The organism is Ruminococcus sp. D54t1_190329_F1 (assembly GCF_015551645.1).
Taxonomy (GTDB): Bacteria; Bacillota; Clostridia; order Lachnospirales; family Lachnospiraceae; genus Blautia_A; species Blautia_A faecis.
In genome coordinates this window covers 38,163-55,477 of record NZ_JADNDC010000001.1, presented here as the reverse complement: position 1 = coordinate 55,477, position 17,315 = coordinate 38,163, and the positions used below count along the sequence as shown (strand labels likewise).

Here is a 17,315-nt window from a genome sequence, read left to right as displayed (position 1 = left end):
GGATTACTCAACCTTCTCAAAAGTAAGAGGATAATGGCCAAGTTCCTGATAGCTTCCATCAGATTGCTGCTCAGACAGATATAAAGTACCCTCAGCAACTCCTGGTGCACCTGTAATATCCAGCTGATATGGGAAAGTAAGCTGCTGTCCTTCTACCACAGAGCTTGCTTTTGGAGCGCCGCCTACATTCTGAACAAGCTCCAGTCTGATCAGACCTCCATTATATCCGATAGGCGTCTTCAGTTTCTGTGTACATTTCCATACTTCGCCATTTGCTACTGCTGCAGTAGTATCAGAGGAACTCTGATCCTCAGTATTCTGTGAAGAAGTATCCTGACTTCCACTGCTTACAATAAGAGTGATCGTATCGTTATCCGGATCTGCATATACCGGGTTGTCATCTGTATATCCTATAGGATCCTGAGAGATAACAGTTCCCTCTGCAACGTCTGTGCTCATCTGCATTTCCACATCAATATTAATGAATTTGCCAAGCTTGGCAATTGCATCATTCTTCTCCATTCCGGTTACATCTGGCACCTGTACACTGTCACCATAATTAATACCACGGCTGATGGTAAGAGTAACTGTATCGCCTGCCTTGACAGTAGTTCCTGCTGCAGGCTCAGTATCAAGGACACATCCAATGTCTACCATAGAAGACTGACTTTCATCCGGGTAAATCTTATTGATCTGAACCGTTAAGCCCTGGCTTTCCAGAGTTTCCTGCGCCAAAGCGCCATTCTGACCGAACATATCTGTAAGGGTAACGGACTCAGAACCTTTACTTAAATAATAGTTAACAGTTGAATTTTTAGCTACCTTTGTTCCCTGTACAGGATCCTGTGAAGAAATCTTGCCTTTTTCCTGTGTGGAAGCCTCTTCACCTTTGTAGGTCATTCCGATATTTACAGAAGCGCAAAGTTCCTGTGCCTCAGCCTCTGTCTTACCGATAAGATCAGGTACTGGTACCATACCATCATCTTCGTCAGCAGCCTGGGTAACCTGTGCCTGCTGATTCTGCTGATCCAAAGAAGAATCCTTGCTGTCTCCGATCAGACCTGCTGCCTTTCCCACAACAAGAATTACCGCGATCAGAACTGCGGCACCTATGATCAAAGCAATAATACTTCCAGCTACACTGACGCCTCTTTTCTGCTTTTTGATACGTCTTTCTCTCTCTTCCCGCTCTCTGCTTCGTTCACGATCCCGGTTCTTTCTGGAGCCTTTCGAGCTCTCTTCCTTATTATCATACTCGAAATCGTCATCATCATCGTAGTTTGTCTCATTCAGTTCTTTTTCCAGAGTTTCTATATCCGGCTTAAGAGTCTGCTTCGGAGTATGCTTGATCTCTCCAAGCTCTTCATCAGAAATTACAACCGTCTTAGCATCTGTATCTACAGATGTAAGCTTCACAAAATCTCCCTGCGGGTCAATAAGAGAATGCTTCAGATCCTCGATCACATCCTCCATCTTATTATATCTGCGATCCACACTCTTCTGGGTACATTTCATAATGATCTGTTCCAGACTGTACGGCAGATCCGGGGAATAAACACTTGGCGGTACCATCTCTTCCTGAAGATGTTTGATTGCAATGGCAACTGTAGTATCTCCGTCAAAAGGGACACGTCCTGTTACCATTTCATATAAGGTGATACCAAGTGAGTAGATATCACTCTTCTCATCGCTGTAGCCGCCTCGTACCTGCTCCGGTGAGCTGTAATGTACAGACCCCATAACATTGGAGCTGATGGTATTGGAAGAAGCAGCTCTTGCAATTCCAAAGTCTGTTACCTTTACTTTGCCGTCTGTGGAAATAATAATATTCTGAGGCTTCACATCACGATGTACAATGCCGTGGCTGTGTGCTGCCTCAAGTCCCATAGATACCTGAATGGCAATACTGGTAGCTTCCTTTACCGAAAGCTTACCTTTCTTGGAAATATACTCCTTAAGAGTGATTCCCTCGATCAGCTCCATTACGATATAATAAACACCCTCATCATCGCCTACATCAAATACATTTACTATGTTTGGATGGGTAAGACCTGCTGCTGCCTGCGCTTCACTTCTGAATTTCTTTACAAAAGTTGCATCTTCCCTGAATTCCGGCTTCAGAACCTTAACTGCCACAAAACGGTTCAGTTTATGGTCCATTGCCTTATATACGTCCGCCATTCCGCCGGTACCGATTTTACTTACAATTTCATAGCGTTCTGCTATAATCATACCTGTCTTTAACATGTTTCCACCTCATTCGTGAATGGTTCTATCAATATGATTGCAATGTTATCCTTGCCGCCGTTGTTGTTGGCTTCCTGGATAAGAGTATTTCCCTTCCAGGTGATATCCTCATCAGAATTCAATATGATTTCTTCCATTTTTTTGTCTTCCACCATATTGCTGAGACCATCGGAACACATCAGGATCGTACTTCCCGGTTCCAGACGCATATCAAAGAAATCCACGTCTACAGTTTTTTCTGCTCCCAGAGCTCTGGTGATAATGTTTTTATCCGGATGATTTCTTGCCTCCTCAGCAGTGATTTCACCCATTCTTACCATTTCCTGAACCAGTGAATGATCCCTGGTAATCTGCCTCAGCTGTTTATCCACCACATATAGTCTGCTGTCTCCCACATTGGCAACATAAGCATACTGACCTACAATGGTGGCTACTACCATAGTAGTTCCCATTCCACGAAGCTTCTCATCCTTCTGCGCCTGTTCTATAATTTCTGTGTTCGCAGTCTCAATGGCATGACGGATTACCTTTACAGGATTATAATCCGTATCCTCCCTGATTTCATCTACCAGTATCCTGACCGCGTGAGAGGACGCATAATCACCTGCATTGTGTCCTCCCATTCCATCAGCAACAGCAAAGAGGTTCGGGAGATTTCCAACTGTGTCCTGGGAAGCGAACACATAATCCTGGTTCATCTTCCGCTTCATTCCTATATTCGTAGCTGAATATACCCTCATGTCACTTCTCGCTTTCTGTCCTTTTCGTACTGTTGTTCAACATAGAAACACCAGTTTTTCGTTACTGCGGATCGTAACTTTTTTCTATATAACTTTTTCGTAATTGTCCACAGGCACCGTCTATGTCACTGCCCATTTCCCTTCTAATAGTAACATTAATTCCGCATTTTTCAAGTTTTATTTTAAAATTCTCTACAGCCTGATGCGTAGAACGCCTGTAAGAACGCTCCTTAATAGGGTTTACCGGAATTAGATTTACATGACAGTTAATATCATGGATTCTGCTGCTCAGCTCTCTTGCATCTTCGTCACTGTCATTAACACCAGCCACAAGACTGTATTCAAAAGTAATTCTCCTGCCAGTCTCCTGAAAATAATTGCGGCATGCATCCAGGACTTCGTCCATACTGTACCGCTGTGCAATAGGCATAAGTTCCTGTCTTTTTTCATCATTTGGTGCATGCAGAGACAGGGCAAGGGTAATCTGCAGTTTTTCCTTTGCAAGCTCATAAATTTTTGGAACAATTCCGCAGGTCGATACGGTGATATTCCTCTGGCTGATGTTAAGACCATTTTCATCGGAAAGCAGATGTACAAAGCGTACAATATGATCATAATTATCCATAGGTTCGCCAGTTCCCATTACTACTACATTAGATACCCGCTCTCCCGTTATGCTCTGGATCCTGTAAATCTGATCCAGCATTTCCGAAGGAAGAAGGTTTCTTGTCCAGCCTCCAATAGTGGAAGCACAAAAACGGCACCCCATTTTACAGCCTACCTGTGACGAAATACATACGGAATTTCCATGCTTATAACGCATAAGAACACTCTCGATCACATTTCCATCAGAAAGGCGGAACAGATATTTTCTTGTGCCGTCAATGGCAGAAACCTGTTCATCCACCATTTCCAATGCCGCTATGGGATAGTCTTTCAGTTTTTCTTTTAGTTTTCCTGGTATGTTTCCCATCTCATCATAAGAGGTTACCAGATGTTCATGTAACCAGCTGTAGATCTGCTTTGCCCGAAAGGGTTTCTCTCCCAGTTCGGTCATCAGATTTTTCAGTTCGTCTTTCGTCATCGACTTAATGTCTGTCATATTTATATTCCTATTTTCTTCTGAATTTCGCAATAAAGAAACCGTCTGTCTTATGTACTCCCGGGAGCAGCTGCAGATATCCAAGTGCAGTTGTCTCTGAGTGCAGCTCCTCTGGAAGATAAGGATCCAGGCTCTCCAGCTTAAACGGATAATTATTCAAAAACCACATCATGTTCTCTTCGTTTTCTTCTTTTGCAATGGTACAGGTACTGAAGATCAGCTCTCCTCTTGGCTTCACATAGTTTGCTGCGCGATCCAGAATGGTTCTCTGCAGAATCACTATTTCATCCTGTTTCTGTGGCGTAACACGGTATTTGATTTCCGGCTTCTTGCCGATCACTCCATACCCGGAACAAGGTACATCTGCAATTACAACATCTGCAAGCAGTTCTGAATCCTGATCAAAAATAGTAGCATCCTGCACTCTTGCCTGTACATTAATAGAATTGGTACGTTGGATATTTTCCTCGATCAGATTGACTTTATACTGGCTTACATCTCTTGCATCTACCGTTCCATATCCCTCCATCTTGTCTCCCATATGAAGACTCTTTCCACCTGGCGCAGCACACACGTCAATAACGTAATCGCCCTTCTTCGGATCTGCAACCTCCGCAACCAGCATGGAACTTACATCCTGCACGACAATTTTTCCTTTGATAAAAGCATCCAGCGCAAGAATATGGTTAAATTCAGAAATGCTGTATGCATAAGACAGATATGGTGCAGGTGCTACATGAACGCCCTGACTTTCCAGGCTTTTTATAATCTCTTCCTTGGAATTCAGATAAGTCCGGCATCTGATGGTAAGAGGATGTTCCGTAAGAAAATCCGCCAGTATCTTCTCTGTTGTTTCTTCTCCATAGGCTTCCAGCCACCTGGTTACCAGTACCTCTGGCATGGAATACTTTACGGAAAGATATTTCAACAGATCATCTTCTTTTTGAGGGAACCGGACCTGATCCATTTCCCGGGCTATAGTACGAAGAACACCATTTACAAAAGGCTTCAGATTATAAAAACCTTTTCTTTGTGCCAGCTTCACAGCCTCATTGCACACTGCGCTGTCTGGCACACTATCCATGTATTTCAGCTGATATACTGCACTTCTTAAAATTTCCCGGATTGCAGGCTTCATCTTATCAACTGTCACCTTGGAAAAAGAATTGATAATGTAATCAATCTGGATCCGGTATTCCAGCGTTCCTTCACAGACACGGGTGATAAATGCCCGGTCCTGTTTGGGAAGGAACTGATATTTGGAAAGGGCATTCCGAATTGCCACGTGACTGTGCTCGCCCTCTTCGATTTCAAGTAAAATTTCCAGGATCATCTCCCTGGAATTGATTCCGTTAATCATCCCGTCTTCTACCTCCGGAAAGTATGATCAGTCTCAGAAGCTGTAAAATGGAAGAAGCAAGAGCTGCTACATAAGTAAGGGCTGCCGCTGTAAGAACCTTCTTCGCACCTTTGTTTTCCTCGTGGCTTAAAATTCCTGTGCTTTCCAGCATTTTTAAAGCTCTTGAGGAAGCATTGAATTCTACCGGAAGTGTTACAAGCTGAAACAGTACCGCCAGTGAAAACAGCACAATTCCTACAGTTGTAAGTGCCGGTATGGAAAAGATCAGTCCCAGAAGAAAAATCGGCCAGGAAAGGGAAGATCCGATATTTGCCACCGGAACAATAGCTGAACGGATATTCAGCGGTGCATAATTTATATTGTGCTGAATGGCATGACCACACTCATGGGCAGCGACACATACAGCTGCCACAGAAGTTCTTCCATATACGTCCTGTGAAAGTGCCAGCCTCTTTGTTCTCGGATCATAATGATCTGTAAGGCTTCCGGAAATTGGAACAATCGTTACGTCGTAAATTCCGGCTGCATTTAAAATCCTCTGGGCAGTCTGAGCTCCTGTAAGACCTGAATGGCTGCGCACCTGCTGATAACGTGCAAAAGTGCTTTTCATCTTTCCAGATGCAGCCAGTGCCAGCACCATTCCAATGATCAGCAATACATAAGTAGGATCAACATAAAATCCATAAGGATATCCATATCCGTACATAAGATCACTCCTTTTTATCTGTGAATCTGCTTCCGGTTTCTATATGACATCCTCGAAGGAATGCATCCGCATCCATTCTCTTTTTTCCTTCTAACTGTACCTGTGAAAGTACCAGAACATCCTCACCGCAAGCCACGTAAATTCCTTTTTTGTCCGTTTTTACTACTGTTCCAGGTTCTGGCTTTTCTGTGCCAGCTTCTTCACTTTTTACTACAAAGCTTTCCCATACCTTCAAAGTTTTTCCATTCCAGAAGGTAAATGCGCTTGGCCACGGGTTTAAACCTCGCACCAGTCTTTCCAGTTCCGCGGCTGATTTCCCAAAATTGATCAATCCCATCTGTTTGGTGATCATACCGGCATATGGAGTAGGGCTTTCCTCCGGCTGTTTCTCGTAAACAGCTGTGCCATCAAAAATGTGAGGCAATGTCTCAACAAGAAGCTTCGCTCCTGCTTCTGCAAGCTTATCAAACAGAGTTCCGCCCGTCTCATCTTTTGCAATCGGCACTACGATCCTTGAGATCATATCTCCTGTATCAAGACCTGTTCCCATTCTCATGATCGTAACACCTGACTCCTTTTCCCCATCAATAACTGCCTGCTGAATAGGAGCTGCACCGCGGTATTTCGGAAGCAGGGATGCATGGATGTTAATACATCCGTATTTCGGAAGCTCCAGAATGCTTTTGGGAATGATCTGTCCAAAGGCAGCTACCACAATAATATCGGGATCCAGTTTCTCAAGAACCTGTAAAAATTCCGGATCGCGTACCTTCACAGGCTGGTAAACCGGGAACCCATGTTTCAATGCCTCTTCCTTTACAGGAGTGGGAAGCATGCTCTTTCCCCTTCCCTTCGGCTTATCCGGCTGGGTCACAACACCTGTCACCTCATAGCCAGCTTCAGCCAGTGCATGAAGGGGATTAACTGCAAAATCCGGCGTTCCCATATAAACAATTTTCATTTATTCCTCTTCCTCCTCATTGTCATAACTTACATGATGTAATTCACCTTCAACCAGACGTGTGTACATTTTTCCGTCAAGATGATCCAGCTCATGACAAAATGCACGGGCAAGGAGTCCTTCTCCTTCATATATCTGCTCATTCATATCCATATCAAGAGCTTTTACCTTCACATAATTTGGGCGGGTAACCTGACCGGACATTCCCGGAACACTTAAACATCCCTCCTCGCCTGTCTGCTCACCGGATGTCATAAGAATTTCCGGATTGATAAGAATAATTGGACCATCTCCAATATCGATCACTACGATTCTCTTTAATATACCCACCTGGGGAGCTGCAAGGCCAACACCGCATGCGTCATACATGGTTTCCAGCATGTCTCCTACCAGATCCTTTGTACGTTTGTCGATTTTCTCTACTGGTCTGCAGATTTTTTCCAAAACGGAATCTCCCTCTGTTCTGATTGTTCTAAGTGCCATCTCTGTGTTATCTCCTTTATCTTTGAATTTGGAAATACCCGTTGTTTCAAAGCCCTGCACCTTAACGCAGCCCTTTATTTCCGGTATTTCGCCTTATGAAAAATCAAATTGTATATTAACTTTTCTGAAGCCGGAATTGATTTCTATATATTCCTCCAGCCTGTCCTTTATTCGGACAAGCAGATCATAATTCTCATGTTTCAGATAAAGTACTCTTCTGTATACATCCTTTACTTTCCCTACAGACGCAGGGGCGGGACCGATCACATGAAGATCTTTTCCCGCATATATTTTTCCTGTAAACAGACCAAGATAGTGCATGGCTGTCTCAAGAAGCTTCTCATCCTCCGAAGAACCAAGCACTGCCATCATATGGGCAGCCGGGGGATAATCCATAAGAAGACGGTATCCCATCTCTTCCTGGTAAAATTCTTCGTAATCCTGCTTTGCAGCTGTCTGTATGCTGTAATGATCCGGACTATAAGTCTGGATCAAGGCATGGCCTTCTTTCCTTCCTCTTCCTGCTCGTCCCACCGCCTGGGTAAGAAGCTGAAAAGTGCGCTCACCACTGCGATAATCATCAGCATTCAGGGATAAATCTGCAGCAAGGATCCCCACAAGAGTAACATCCGGGAAATCATGTCCCTTGACGATCATCTGGGTTCCAATCAAAATATCGGCCTCATGCCTGGAAAAAGCAGACAGAATTTTTTCATAGCTTCCCTTAGCTCTTGTAGTGTCGTAATCCATTCGAAGAACTCTTGCCTCTGGAAATTCTTTTTCTACCACCTGCTGGATCTGCTGGGTTCCCGCTTTAAAACCGCCTATATATGGGGAAGAACAGACTGGACATTTGTCCGGTTTCACAGTTTCATAACCACAATAATGACAGATCAGCTTTCTGCCATTATGCTCACTTAAGGAAACGTCACAGTGAGGACATTTCATTACATGACCGCAGGAACGGCATGAAACAAACCCTGCGTAGCCACGGCGGTTGAGAAACAACATGGCCTGCTCCCCTTTTTTCAGGCACTGGCTCAGGTCTTCTCTCAGTTCCAGACTGAGGGCAAGGCGGTTTCCTTTTTTTAGTTGTTCCCTCATGTCAATAATTGATACCCTGGGAAGAGGTCTTTCTTCAAATCTGGCTTCCAGCTTTACAAGGACATATTCTCCTTCTTTCGCCCTGTAATACGCTTCCATAGATGGAGTTGCAGAACCAAGAATTACTCTTGCGCCTTCCAGCTTTGCTCTGTGGATAGCCGTTTCCCGGGCGTGATACCTTGGACTGTTTTCACTTTTATAAGAAGATTCATGCTCCTCATCAATAATGATCAGCCTCAGCTTTCCAAAAGGAGTAAAAAGTGCTGAACGGGGTCCCACCATAACCTGCAGTTCTCCCTGTTTGGCTCTTTTAAACTGGTCATAACGCTCTCCCAGGGAAAGTCTGGAGTTAATTACCGACACCTTATCACCAAAACGACCATAAAATCGCCGTACAGTCTGATAAGTCAGCGCAATTTCCGGAATCAGCACGATTGCCTGACCGCCTTCCTTTATCACCTTATCGATCAGCTCCATATATACTTCCGTTTTTCCACTGCCGGTAACTCCGTGAAGAAGAACCGGTCTCGGATCCGGGTGTTCCCATTCTGATAAGATCTGATTCACAGCCATTTGCTGGGATATACTTAATACTGCTGGTGCCACATGCGGAATATTCTCTGCATCTGCAACTGCATTTCTATACACTTCATCTGACTCCACAGAAGCAATCCCCTGTTCTTCAAAATATCTCAGGACAGAAGCCGTAGTGCCAAGCTCCTTTGAAGCCCAGGCAGTCTCAATTTTCCCATTTTCATTCTGCAAGAGTGCTTCCAGAAGGCGGATACGTGCTTTAAATCTGGTCATGCTAAGCTCTTCCAGAAGCTTTTCCCCATCTTCTCTGGAAATCAGAAGGGTTATCCACCTTTTTTCCTGGGCTTTCATCTTTTTCTGAATAGGAAGAACTGTTTTCAGAGCCTGGATCATGGTAGAGCCGTAATTTTCTTTCATCCACCCTGCCAGCGCGATCAGCCTGGATTCTGTGGTTTCCTGATCATTTTCAATACCGGCAACAGATTTGAGCTGGATTCCCTTTACTTTAGGCTCACCAGAAATCCCCACTACATATCCCTTGCGCACATGATTTCCTCTTCCAAATGGAATGGAAACCACCATTCCCACCTGTATCTCTTCCTTCAGTTTCTCCGGAACCAGATATTGAAAGCTTTTATCCAGCTTCTCATGGGAAATGTCTACAATAATATCTGCATATGTCATGTTTTACTTTCCAGCAAGAATATCAGCGATCAACACACGCTCATCCATAGGATATTTTTTGCCTTTGATTTCCTGGTAATCTTCATGACCTTTACCAGCCAGCACCACAATATCCCCTGGTTCTCCGTGATGGATGGCATAAGCGATTGCTTCCTTGCGGTCTGGAATCTCCACATATTTACCTTCTGTCTTCGCCATGCCAACCTTGATGTCATCAATAATAGCCTGAGGCTCCTCATCTCGCGGATTATCAGAAGTAATGATGGTCAGATCTGCCAGACGACCGGAAACTTCTCCCATCTCATAACGGCGAAGCCTGGAGCGGTTTCCGCCACAACCAAACAGGCAGACCAGTCTGTGTGGATGATACTCACGCAATGTAGTAAGAAGACTTTCCAAAGCCATTGCATTATGTGCATAATCAATCATCAGAGTAAATTCATCAGATACTTTCACCATCTCAATACGGCCTTTTACTTTTGCTACCTTCAGAGCCTTCAGGATATTTTCCTGGGAAACCTTAAAATGACGGCAGATTGCAATAGCGGTAAGAGAGTTGTAAATACTGAATTTACCTGGGATGTCGATTTCAACAGGGAAATCCATAAGCCCCTTCAGCTGATAGGAAATTCCAAGATAACCTTTTCCGCCAATCAGTCTGGCATCCTCAGCGCGAAGGTCTGCTTCTTTTGAAAAGCCATAGGTTTCCAGAGTACAGGTATGTCCCTCTACAATTCTGTCAAAATGCTCATCATCACGGTTTACAATTCCTACGCGGCACTGCTTGAGAAGCATAGCTTTACAAGACAGATAATGGTCAAAGTCCTTGTGCTCGTTTGGACCAATATGATCTGGTTCAATATTTGTAAAAATTCCAAAATCAAACACAAATCCCTGAGTACGATGCAGCATCAGCCCCTGTGAGGAAACTTCCATAACCACACAATCACAGCCAGCTTCCACCATTTCGTGAAAATACTCCTGAACTACATAGGATTCTGGTGTGGTATTAGAAGCAGGTATTATCTTATTTCCGATAATTGCCTCAATAGTACCGATCAGACCAACCTTGTATCCGGCATTTTCCAGAATGGATTTTACCATATAGGTAGTGGTAGTTTTTCCCTTAGTTCCGGTAATTCCGATTGTTTTCAGCTTCTCTGCCGGATGTCCGAACCAGGCTGCTGAAATAAATGCCATAGCATATCTGGTGTCTGTCACCTGGATAACCGTAACATCCGACGGTGCAGAAACCTCCTCTTCTACTACCAGAACTTTAGCCCCTTTTGCTGTCACATCCGGGATAAATTTATGTCCATCTACAACAGCACCTCTGATACAGATAAACAGAGAGCCGTCTGTTACCTTTCTGGAATCATAAACAACACCAGTGACTTCCTGCTCTGTGCTCCCCTGCACGCAGGTGTATTCTAACTTCTCTAATAAGGATGATAATTTCATAATATATGCCTCCCTATATTGACGTTGCTTTAAAATCACGCCAGAGCTTGTTTGAAAAAGACTTTCTGCAAGATTTGTGTCACAATTTGCGGGAATGATTTTTCAAACACGCTCTAATCTAATGACATCATACAGCAACGCATACTCTTTTATAGAATATCACACACAGAATTTGTTTTCAATCTTTCCTGTTAAAAAACAGTAACCGTTCACCTCACATTATAGTTTCCATTCACGGGTCATCTGTGAGCATTGTCTCCAAACATTCTTCTGGCGGCTACAGCGGAAAAAAGAAACGAAAGCAGAATCAGTACCTGAAACAGCTCTTTGTGGGAAGTATCCCCTGTTTTTGGAGAGGTGGACGCAGCCATTGTGCTGCCATCATTATTCCCACTGCCTATGCCAGTTCCATCTCCATTTCCACCCCCATTTCCGTTTCCGCTTCCATTTCCATCCTTCTCCTTATCTTCCACACGGATGGTTGCCTGATCCCGCACTGCGCTTTCCTCACCAGTCTCGTCAGTAACTACAATAATCTGATTCATCAGATTCTGGTCTTTCAGATCTTTTGGAAGTACAACTTTTGCCTTTAAATTCACACAGCCACCAGGTGCGATTTCCTGGATTTTCGCCTGAGTCCTGCTTTTATTCAGGGTTATACCTCTCTGTTCCTGAAAAGTAGCTGTTACTCCGGCAAGCCCGAAACGTTCTGTAGTAACTACGGAATGCAGAGTCACCTCCCCGGTATTGTGAATACTGATCTGATAAGTCACAGTCTCCCCAGGGCTGGCGTTGTCGCAGTCAGCTGTTTTCTTTACCGTAAAAGAGGCTTTTCCCTGCTGTAATGTTAACTGTTTTTCTGCTGCTTTCTCCAACGAAACCGGATTTTCTGTTTTTGCAAAAAGCTCCAGCTCCAGATTACTTTTCTGATCCATGTCCGGATCTATATAAAAAGACAGGATTCGTGTTTCCCCTGCGGAAAGGCTTTCCAGCACTGCACCACTTTCCGAAACTTCAAGGCCAGGCTCCTTTTCCCACACAGGTACCAGTTCCTGTTCTTTTACTTTGGCCTGAAGGGAAATTTTATAAAAAGGTACCTGACCATTATTTGTCAGATTCACTGCCATATGAATGCGTTTTCCAGTATAAAGCGCCTTTTCCTTGGCTTCCATCTCCACTGAAAAATCCATGTGTGCAGCTGGTATCTCCAAACTCTTAGATAAGGCTTTACACAAAATGTTTTTTTCATTTTCCACTTTTTTTACAATGTAAACTCCGCCTCCATTTTCTTCTCCGCTTATAGCACCATTTGCATGCAAAATATCCTGACAGGTAGGAACTGTATGTTTTTCTGCTGGAAAACGATATTCATCCCGCAAGGTAACCGGAATTTTCAGCTGTTTGCCCTGTTCTCCCGAATTTATTTTCCAGCGGAATCCGGTTATACTGCTGGATCTTCCGTCAGCAGTCTCGATAGGAAGCTCCTCTTTCAGGCAGCCTTCAGGTGCCATAAACGAAGCATCTGGCTGAAAATATTCAGAAAGCCAGACTACCAGTTCGTAAGATGTTGGATGAGATATTGTTTCATCCGAAAAATCATATTGATCATTTTCCAGGCTCCCGTCCTGATTTCCACTGCTGAATAAATTTTCATCGCCACTTTCATATTCCTGGTTTTCATTTTCCCACGTAAGTGACGCCAGCCCATCTGCCTTTACAGAAATCACCGCCTGAAATTTCTGTAAATCTGTCCATGCCGCATCTTGGACAACAGATAACCCGCCTTCCATTTCTGCTCCATATGCCACTGCCGGCTGCGCCGTGCATCCAACCAGCATCCCAGCTTCTGCAAGCAGACTTACTCCCACTGCCAGTATCTTTTTCCATATTCTGTTTTTCATTATAACTTCTCCTTTTCTACCCCTATTTTTCACTAATCTCTGTTATTAAACTACTATTTTACAAAACGGACTTGCCGCCTACTGGCGACATCACCATATAAATGAGTCACTGACAGCACATGGGAATCACACCTTTCTCACTTAAACAGATCCTATTCACAGCATTCCGAAGCAAATTTGCCTTGCCATTGTATGCATCCATTTTCAAAAAAGCGTATAAAACGCCCAGGTTAACAGGTTTCCTTCAAAAAACGGGTTATCTTGCGCCGAACCGGCGCGGTAGAAATTCTTTTCTGCAGAATGCAGAAACAAGATAGGTTTACTTTACCACACTTGGTCTTTAAATGCAATAAAGGGTCGGATTTTATTTTCATTTCATATTTTTTCGATTTCTTTTAGATTTGAGACACATTTTCCTCACAAATTGCCGATATAATGAATTTCGGATAGATGAAAAACCACTCTCTATCTCCCCCCTCAAAAATATAGGAAATGAGCCATCTGCCTGATGCGGATGGCTTTTCCTGTTTCAAGGACTTTTCTATTGCAATTCCCACCCTTAGCTTTTATAATGGAAGATATTACACAAGGATGTCCGGAGAAATCATTCATGTTGCTGTGAATACTTTCACAGTAATCCACTTAACTCTGATATCCGCATTATATTCTTGACAGAAACGAGGTATCTCCTATGAGTGAAAAAATCGTAGTAGTTGCATTAGGTCACAGAGCTCTCGGCACCACACTTCCAGAGCAGAAAGTAGCCACCAAAGCCGCAGCAAAAGCAATCGCAGATCTTGTTGAAGAGGGTGCCAAGGTGGTAATCTCCCACAGCAATGGCCCACAGATTGGCATGATCCACACTGCAATGAATGAATTTGGAAAGACACACCCGGATTATACATTCGCTCCTATGTCAGTCTGCTCCGCAATGAGCCAGGGCTACATTGGATATGACCTTCAGAATGCGATCCGCTCTGAATTTATCAGCCGCGGAATTTACAAACCTGTTGCTACCATTCTTACCCAGACTGTTATTGATCCATATGACGACGCTTTTGCAGATCCGGAGAAAATTATCGGACGTGTTCTCACTGAGGAAGAAGCTGAAGCAGAGGAAGAAAAAGGAAACTTTGTCACCAGACTTGCTGATGGCGGATACAGACGAATCGTAGCAGCTCCGAAGCCACAGAGAATCGTAGAGCTTGAGACTATACGAGCACTTCTCAATGCAGACCAGGTTGTTATCGCAGCCGGCGGCGGTGGAATTCCAGTGCTTGAGCAGGGCATCAACCTTCACGGTGCCAGTGCCATCATTGAGAAAGATCTTGCCGCAGGACTTCTTGCAGAAGAATTAAATGCCGATACTCTTCTGATTCTCACAAGTGTAGAGAACGTAAGTCTGAACCACGGTCAGGTAAATGAGCAGAAGCTTGGCAGCATCACTGTAGCGGACGCTAAGAAATACATTGAAGAGAACCAGTTTGCTTCCGGTTCCATGCTTCCCAAAATCGAAGCAGGTATTTCCTTTATCGAGAAAGGGGAAGGCCGGAGCACTGTGATTACTGATATAGCTCATGCCAAAGAGGGCTATGAAGGAAAAACAGGAACTACCATCCGCTAGAGCCTGTTTGCAAAAGGCTTTCCACAATATGTGCGTCACAATTTGTGGGAGATTTCACCCGGATAAGGGCGCTGTAGCGGGCTGCGGCAACCGAATTCGGGTGAAATTTCCCGCAAAGTGGGGCGTGCATATTGCGGGAATGATTTTTCAAACACGCTCTAAACATACAAAAAGAAACCTCCGACGAAATAAGTACTCATCTGACGAGGTTCCTTTTTTTACTATTTTTTACTATTATTTCCCCAATCTTAACGAGCAGTAAGCATCAATGCGGAATCTTCTGACTCTGTATTTATGATTCCGATCAGATCTCCCTCTTTCAGGGTAATCTTACGCTCCACGCCATCTGTCACTGTCATGCTTCCGTTTTCACCCTCTTCTCCCATGATCATAAAACTTACAAAACCATTTGAACAGGAAGCAATGTAATATCCTGGGACAATGCCTCCATCCACATTTTCTCCAACCTCCAGCACATCTCCTGCCATCAGTTTATAAGAGGCTGAATCAGCCCCAGAACTGAACATATCTCCAAATTCTTCTTCAAGTATCGGAGCAAGGCTGTCCTTCAGGGAATCCCGGATTTCCGGTAAGCTTGCGCAGATGATCACCAGGACCATGAGCCATCCAAGAAGGGATCCTTTTTTCTTTTTTACCGGTTTCTGGGTGTAAACACTGCTTTTTTTAGCTGTAGTGCTGTAAGTTCCAGCTGTACTTTGTCTGCTCTTGGAATTATAATTCCCAGCAGGGACAGAGACCTTATTTCCATTCTTAGCAGCGCCAGTGCTGCCTCCATATGTACTTCCTGCTTTCACACTTCCCTTATTATAAAAATTCCCTGTGCCTGCACCAGCCAGTGACTTAGAACTTCCAGTTCCCGTTTTCTGATCATATTTATTTCCGGCTCCTGCCACGCCTGTTCCAGTCCCGGTCTTATATGCAGCACTTCCAGCCTTCTTATCTCCCAGCGGGATTTCCTCCTGGCGCATGATTGCCCGCGCCCGGCTGGTAGCATGACGGTAATGGTCACTTCTGTTCTCATTCAGATGATACAAAGTCTCATCATTTCTATAAGGCATTCCACACAGCTTACATCTGCCATTTACAACAGGCCCGTCGCAGACCTGGCACCTCTTTTTCTCCATAGACATCCTCCCGGTTCTCTGGTTATTCTGTTTCACTGCAACCTGTAATTCCTGTTTTTGCTCCAACAGGGAAAAATCATCACATTCTTTGTCTTTTATTGTATCTTTTTTGCATATTTCTTGCAAGGTCTAAATTGCCAAGCGGGAAAATACCTGTTATAATAAACCAAGATTGTTCCTGTTCACGGTCTGACTAGAAATTATCGTGAACAGAAAACAGAGATTAACACAATCAACAAGGAGGATTCCCATGGAACAATTAAAAATTCCTATGGGCTATCATGCAGACCTTAATCTTCATGATACTCAGGTAGCAATTAAAACTGTGAAAGATTTTTTCCAGCAGACACTTGCACAGAAGCTGAACCTTCTGCGTGTCTCCGCACCTATATTTGTAGATCCAAGTTCCGGCCTCAATGATAACCTGAACGGCGTGGAGCGTCCGGTAAGCTTTGACATCAAAGGCATGGACTGCAACGCTGAAATCGTACATTCTCTTGCAAAATGGAAGCGTTATGCACTGAAGAAATATGGTTTCTCTGTAGGTGAGGGCTTATACACCGATATGGTTGCCATCCGCCGTGATGAGGATGTTGACAACATCCATTCCATCTATGTAGACCAGTGGGACTGGGAGAAGATCATCACCAAAGAAGAGAGAAATGTAGAAACTCTCATTAACACTGTCCGTACTATCTACAGCGTACTCCGCAAGACAGAGAAATACATGGCAGTACAGTATGACTACATAGAAGAAATTCTTCCAAGAGAGATTGCATTTGTCTCCACAGAAGAGCTTGTAGACATGTATCCGGATCTTACCCCTAAGGAAAGAGAATACAAGATCGTCAAAGAAAAAGGCGCTGTTTTCCTTATGCAGGTAGGTAAGAAACTGACAAATGGCGAGCGCCACGACGGACGTGCTCCAGACTATGATGACTGGGAATTAAACGGCGATATTCTGGTATACTATCCTGTACTGGACATTGCCCTTGAACTTTCTTCCATGGGTATCCGTGTAGACGAGACAGCACTTGACAAACAGCTTACAGAAGCCGGCTGTGACGACCGCAGAGAGCTCCCGTTCCAGAAGGCCATTCTGAATAAAGAACTTCCATACACAATCGGCGGCGGTATCGGTCAGTCCCGTATCTGTATGTTCTTCCTGCGCAAGGCTCATATTGGAGAAGTACATGTTTCCCTGTGGCCTAAGGAAATGCAGGAAGAAGCTGCTAAAGGCGGTATTCCACTTCTGTAAAATAG

General features: G+C 44.1%; 14 protein-coding genes and 1 pseudogene. 3 read left to right on the top strand and 12 right to left on the bottom strand.

Features of this window, described 5'->3' with window-relative positions; genetic code table 11:
* Positions 1–3: 3 nt before the first annotated feature.
* The 10 genes from pknB to I2D69_RS00210 all read right to left on the bottom strand — a co-directional run bounded on the left by pknB (position 4) and on the right by I2D69_RS00210 (position 13,283).
* Positions 4–2,247, bottom strand: coding sequence for a Stk1 family PASTA domain-containing Ser/Thr kinase (pknB, locus tag I2D69_RS00255; protein ID WP_195379205.1), 2,244 nt, complete (start codon positions 2,245–2,247; stop codon positions 4–6).
* Positions 2,241–2,987 carry a Stp1/IreP family PP2C-type Ser/Thr phosphatase gene (locus I2D69_RS00250; protein ID WP_118578191.1) on the bottom strand — a complete coding sequence of 249 codons (747 nt, stop codon included), beginning with the start codon at positions 2,985–2,987 and terminating at the stop codon, positions 2,241–2,243. The genes pknB and I2D69_RS00250 overlap by 7 nt, the downstream gene beginning before the upstream one ends.
* 61 nt (positions 2,988–3,048) lie before the next feature.
* The gene (rlmN, locus tag I2D69_RS00245; RefSeq protein WP_148461129.1) at positions 3,049–4,089 is read right to left on the bottom strand and encodes a 23S rRNA (adenine(2503)-C(2))-methyltransferase RlmN; all 1,041 of its coding nucleotides are present in this window, start codon (positions 4,087–4,089) and stop codon (positions 3,049–3,051) included.
* 10 nt (positions 4,090–4,099) lie between these two features.
* On the bottom strand, positions 4,100–5,449 hold the full coding sequence (gene rsmB / locus I2D69_RS00240; protein ID WP_195379204.1) for a 16S rRNA (cytosine(967)-C(5))-methyltransferase RsmB: 1,350 nt from the start codon (positions 5,447–5,449) through the stop codon (positions 4,100–4,102).
* Positions 5,442–6,155 (bottom strand): zinc metallopeptidase, encoded by a 714-nt coding sequence (locus I2D69_RS00235; RefSeq protein WP_195379203.1) that lies wholly within the window; start codon positions 6,153–6,155, stop codon positions 5,442–5,444. The genes rsmB and I2D69_RS00235 overlap by 8 nt, the downstream gene beginning before the upstream one ends.
* 4 nt (positions 6,156–6,159) lie before the next feature.
* On the bottom strand, positions 6,160–7,116 hold the full coding sequence (gene fmt, locus I2D69_RS00230; RefSeq protein WP_148461126.1) for a methionyl-tRNA formyltransferase: 957 nt from the start codon (positions 7,114–7,116) through the stop codon (positions 6,160–6,162).
* Positions 7,117–7,599, bottom strand: a complete 483-nt coding sequence (gene def / locus I2D69_RS00225; protein ID WP_118578240.1) for a peptide deformylase — start codon at positions 7,597–7,599, stop codon at positions 7,117–7,119.
* Positions 7,600–7,692: 93 nt separating this feature from the next.
* On the bottom strand, positions 7,693–9,921 hold the full coding sequence (priA, locus tag I2D69_RS00220) for a primosomal protein N' (RefSeq protein ID WP_173716053.1): 2,229 nt from the start codon (positions 9,919–9,921) through the stop codon (positions 7,693–7,695).
* A 3-nt stretch (positions 9,922–9,924) separates the two neighbouring features.
* On the bottom strand, positions 9,925–11,382 hold the full coding sequence (locus I2D69_RS00215) for a UDP-N-acetylmuramoyl-L-alanyl-D-glutamate--2,6-diaminopimelate ligase (RefSeq protein WP_148461124.1): 1,458 nt from the start codon (positions 11,380–11,382) through the stop codon (positions 9,925–9,927).
* A gap of 239 nt (positions 11,383–11,621) precedes the next feature.
* On the bottom strand, positions 11,622–13,283 hold the full coding sequence (locus I2D69_RS00210) for a DUF11 domain-containing protein (protein ID WP_148461123.1): 1,662 nt from the start codon (positions 13,281–13,283) through the stop codon (positions 11,622–11,624).
* Between the two features lie 691 nt (positions 13,284–13,974).
* Between I2D69_RS00210 and arcC the strand changes: the two genes are divergently transcribed.
* Positions 13,975–14,907 carry a carbamate kinase gene (arcC, locus tag I2D69_RS00205; RefSeq protein WP_195379202.1) on the top strand — a complete coding sequence of 311 codons (933 nt, stop codon included), beginning with the start codon at positions 13,975–13,977 and terminating at the stop codon, positions 14,905–14,907.
* Here the strand turns inward: arcC and I2D69_RS20550 are convergent.
* A complete protein-coding gene (locus I2D69_RS20550) occupies positions 14,894–15,037 on the bottom strand; it encodes a DUF6783 domain-containing protein (RefSeq protein ID WP_306467718.1) in 144 nt (47 codons plus the stop codon). The genes arcC and I2D69_RS20550 overlap by 14 nt on opposite strands.
* On the opposite strand from I2D69_RS20550, the pseudogene I2D69_RS20545 reads away from it, so the two are divergent.
* Positions 14,975–15,169 (top strand): annotated as a pseudogene (locus tag I2D69_RS20545) (DUF6783 domain-containing protein); the annotation flags it as partial. The gene I2D69_RS20550 and the pseudogene I2D69_RS20545 sit on opposite strands and share 63 nt — an antisense overlap.
* Here the strand turns inward: I2D69_RS20545 and I2D69_RS00200 are convergent.
* Entirely contained in the window at positions 15,156–16,052 is an 897-nt protein-coding gene (locus I2D69_RS00200; RefSeq protein ID WP_195379201.1) for a hypothetical protein, read from the bottom strand. The pseudogene I2D69_RS20545 and the gene I2D69_RS00200 overlap by 14 nt on opposite strands.
* 250 nt (positions 16,053–16,302) lie before the next feature.
* Between I2D69_RS00200 and asnA the strand changes: the two genes are divergently transcribed.
* Positions 16,303–17,310, top strand: a complete 1,008-nt coding sequence (asnA, locus tag I2D69_RS00195; RefSeq protein WP_118578181.1) for an aspartate--ammonia ligase — start codon at positions 16,303–16,305, stop codon at positions 17,308–17,310.
* Positions 17,311–17,315 lie beyond the last annotated feature (5 nt).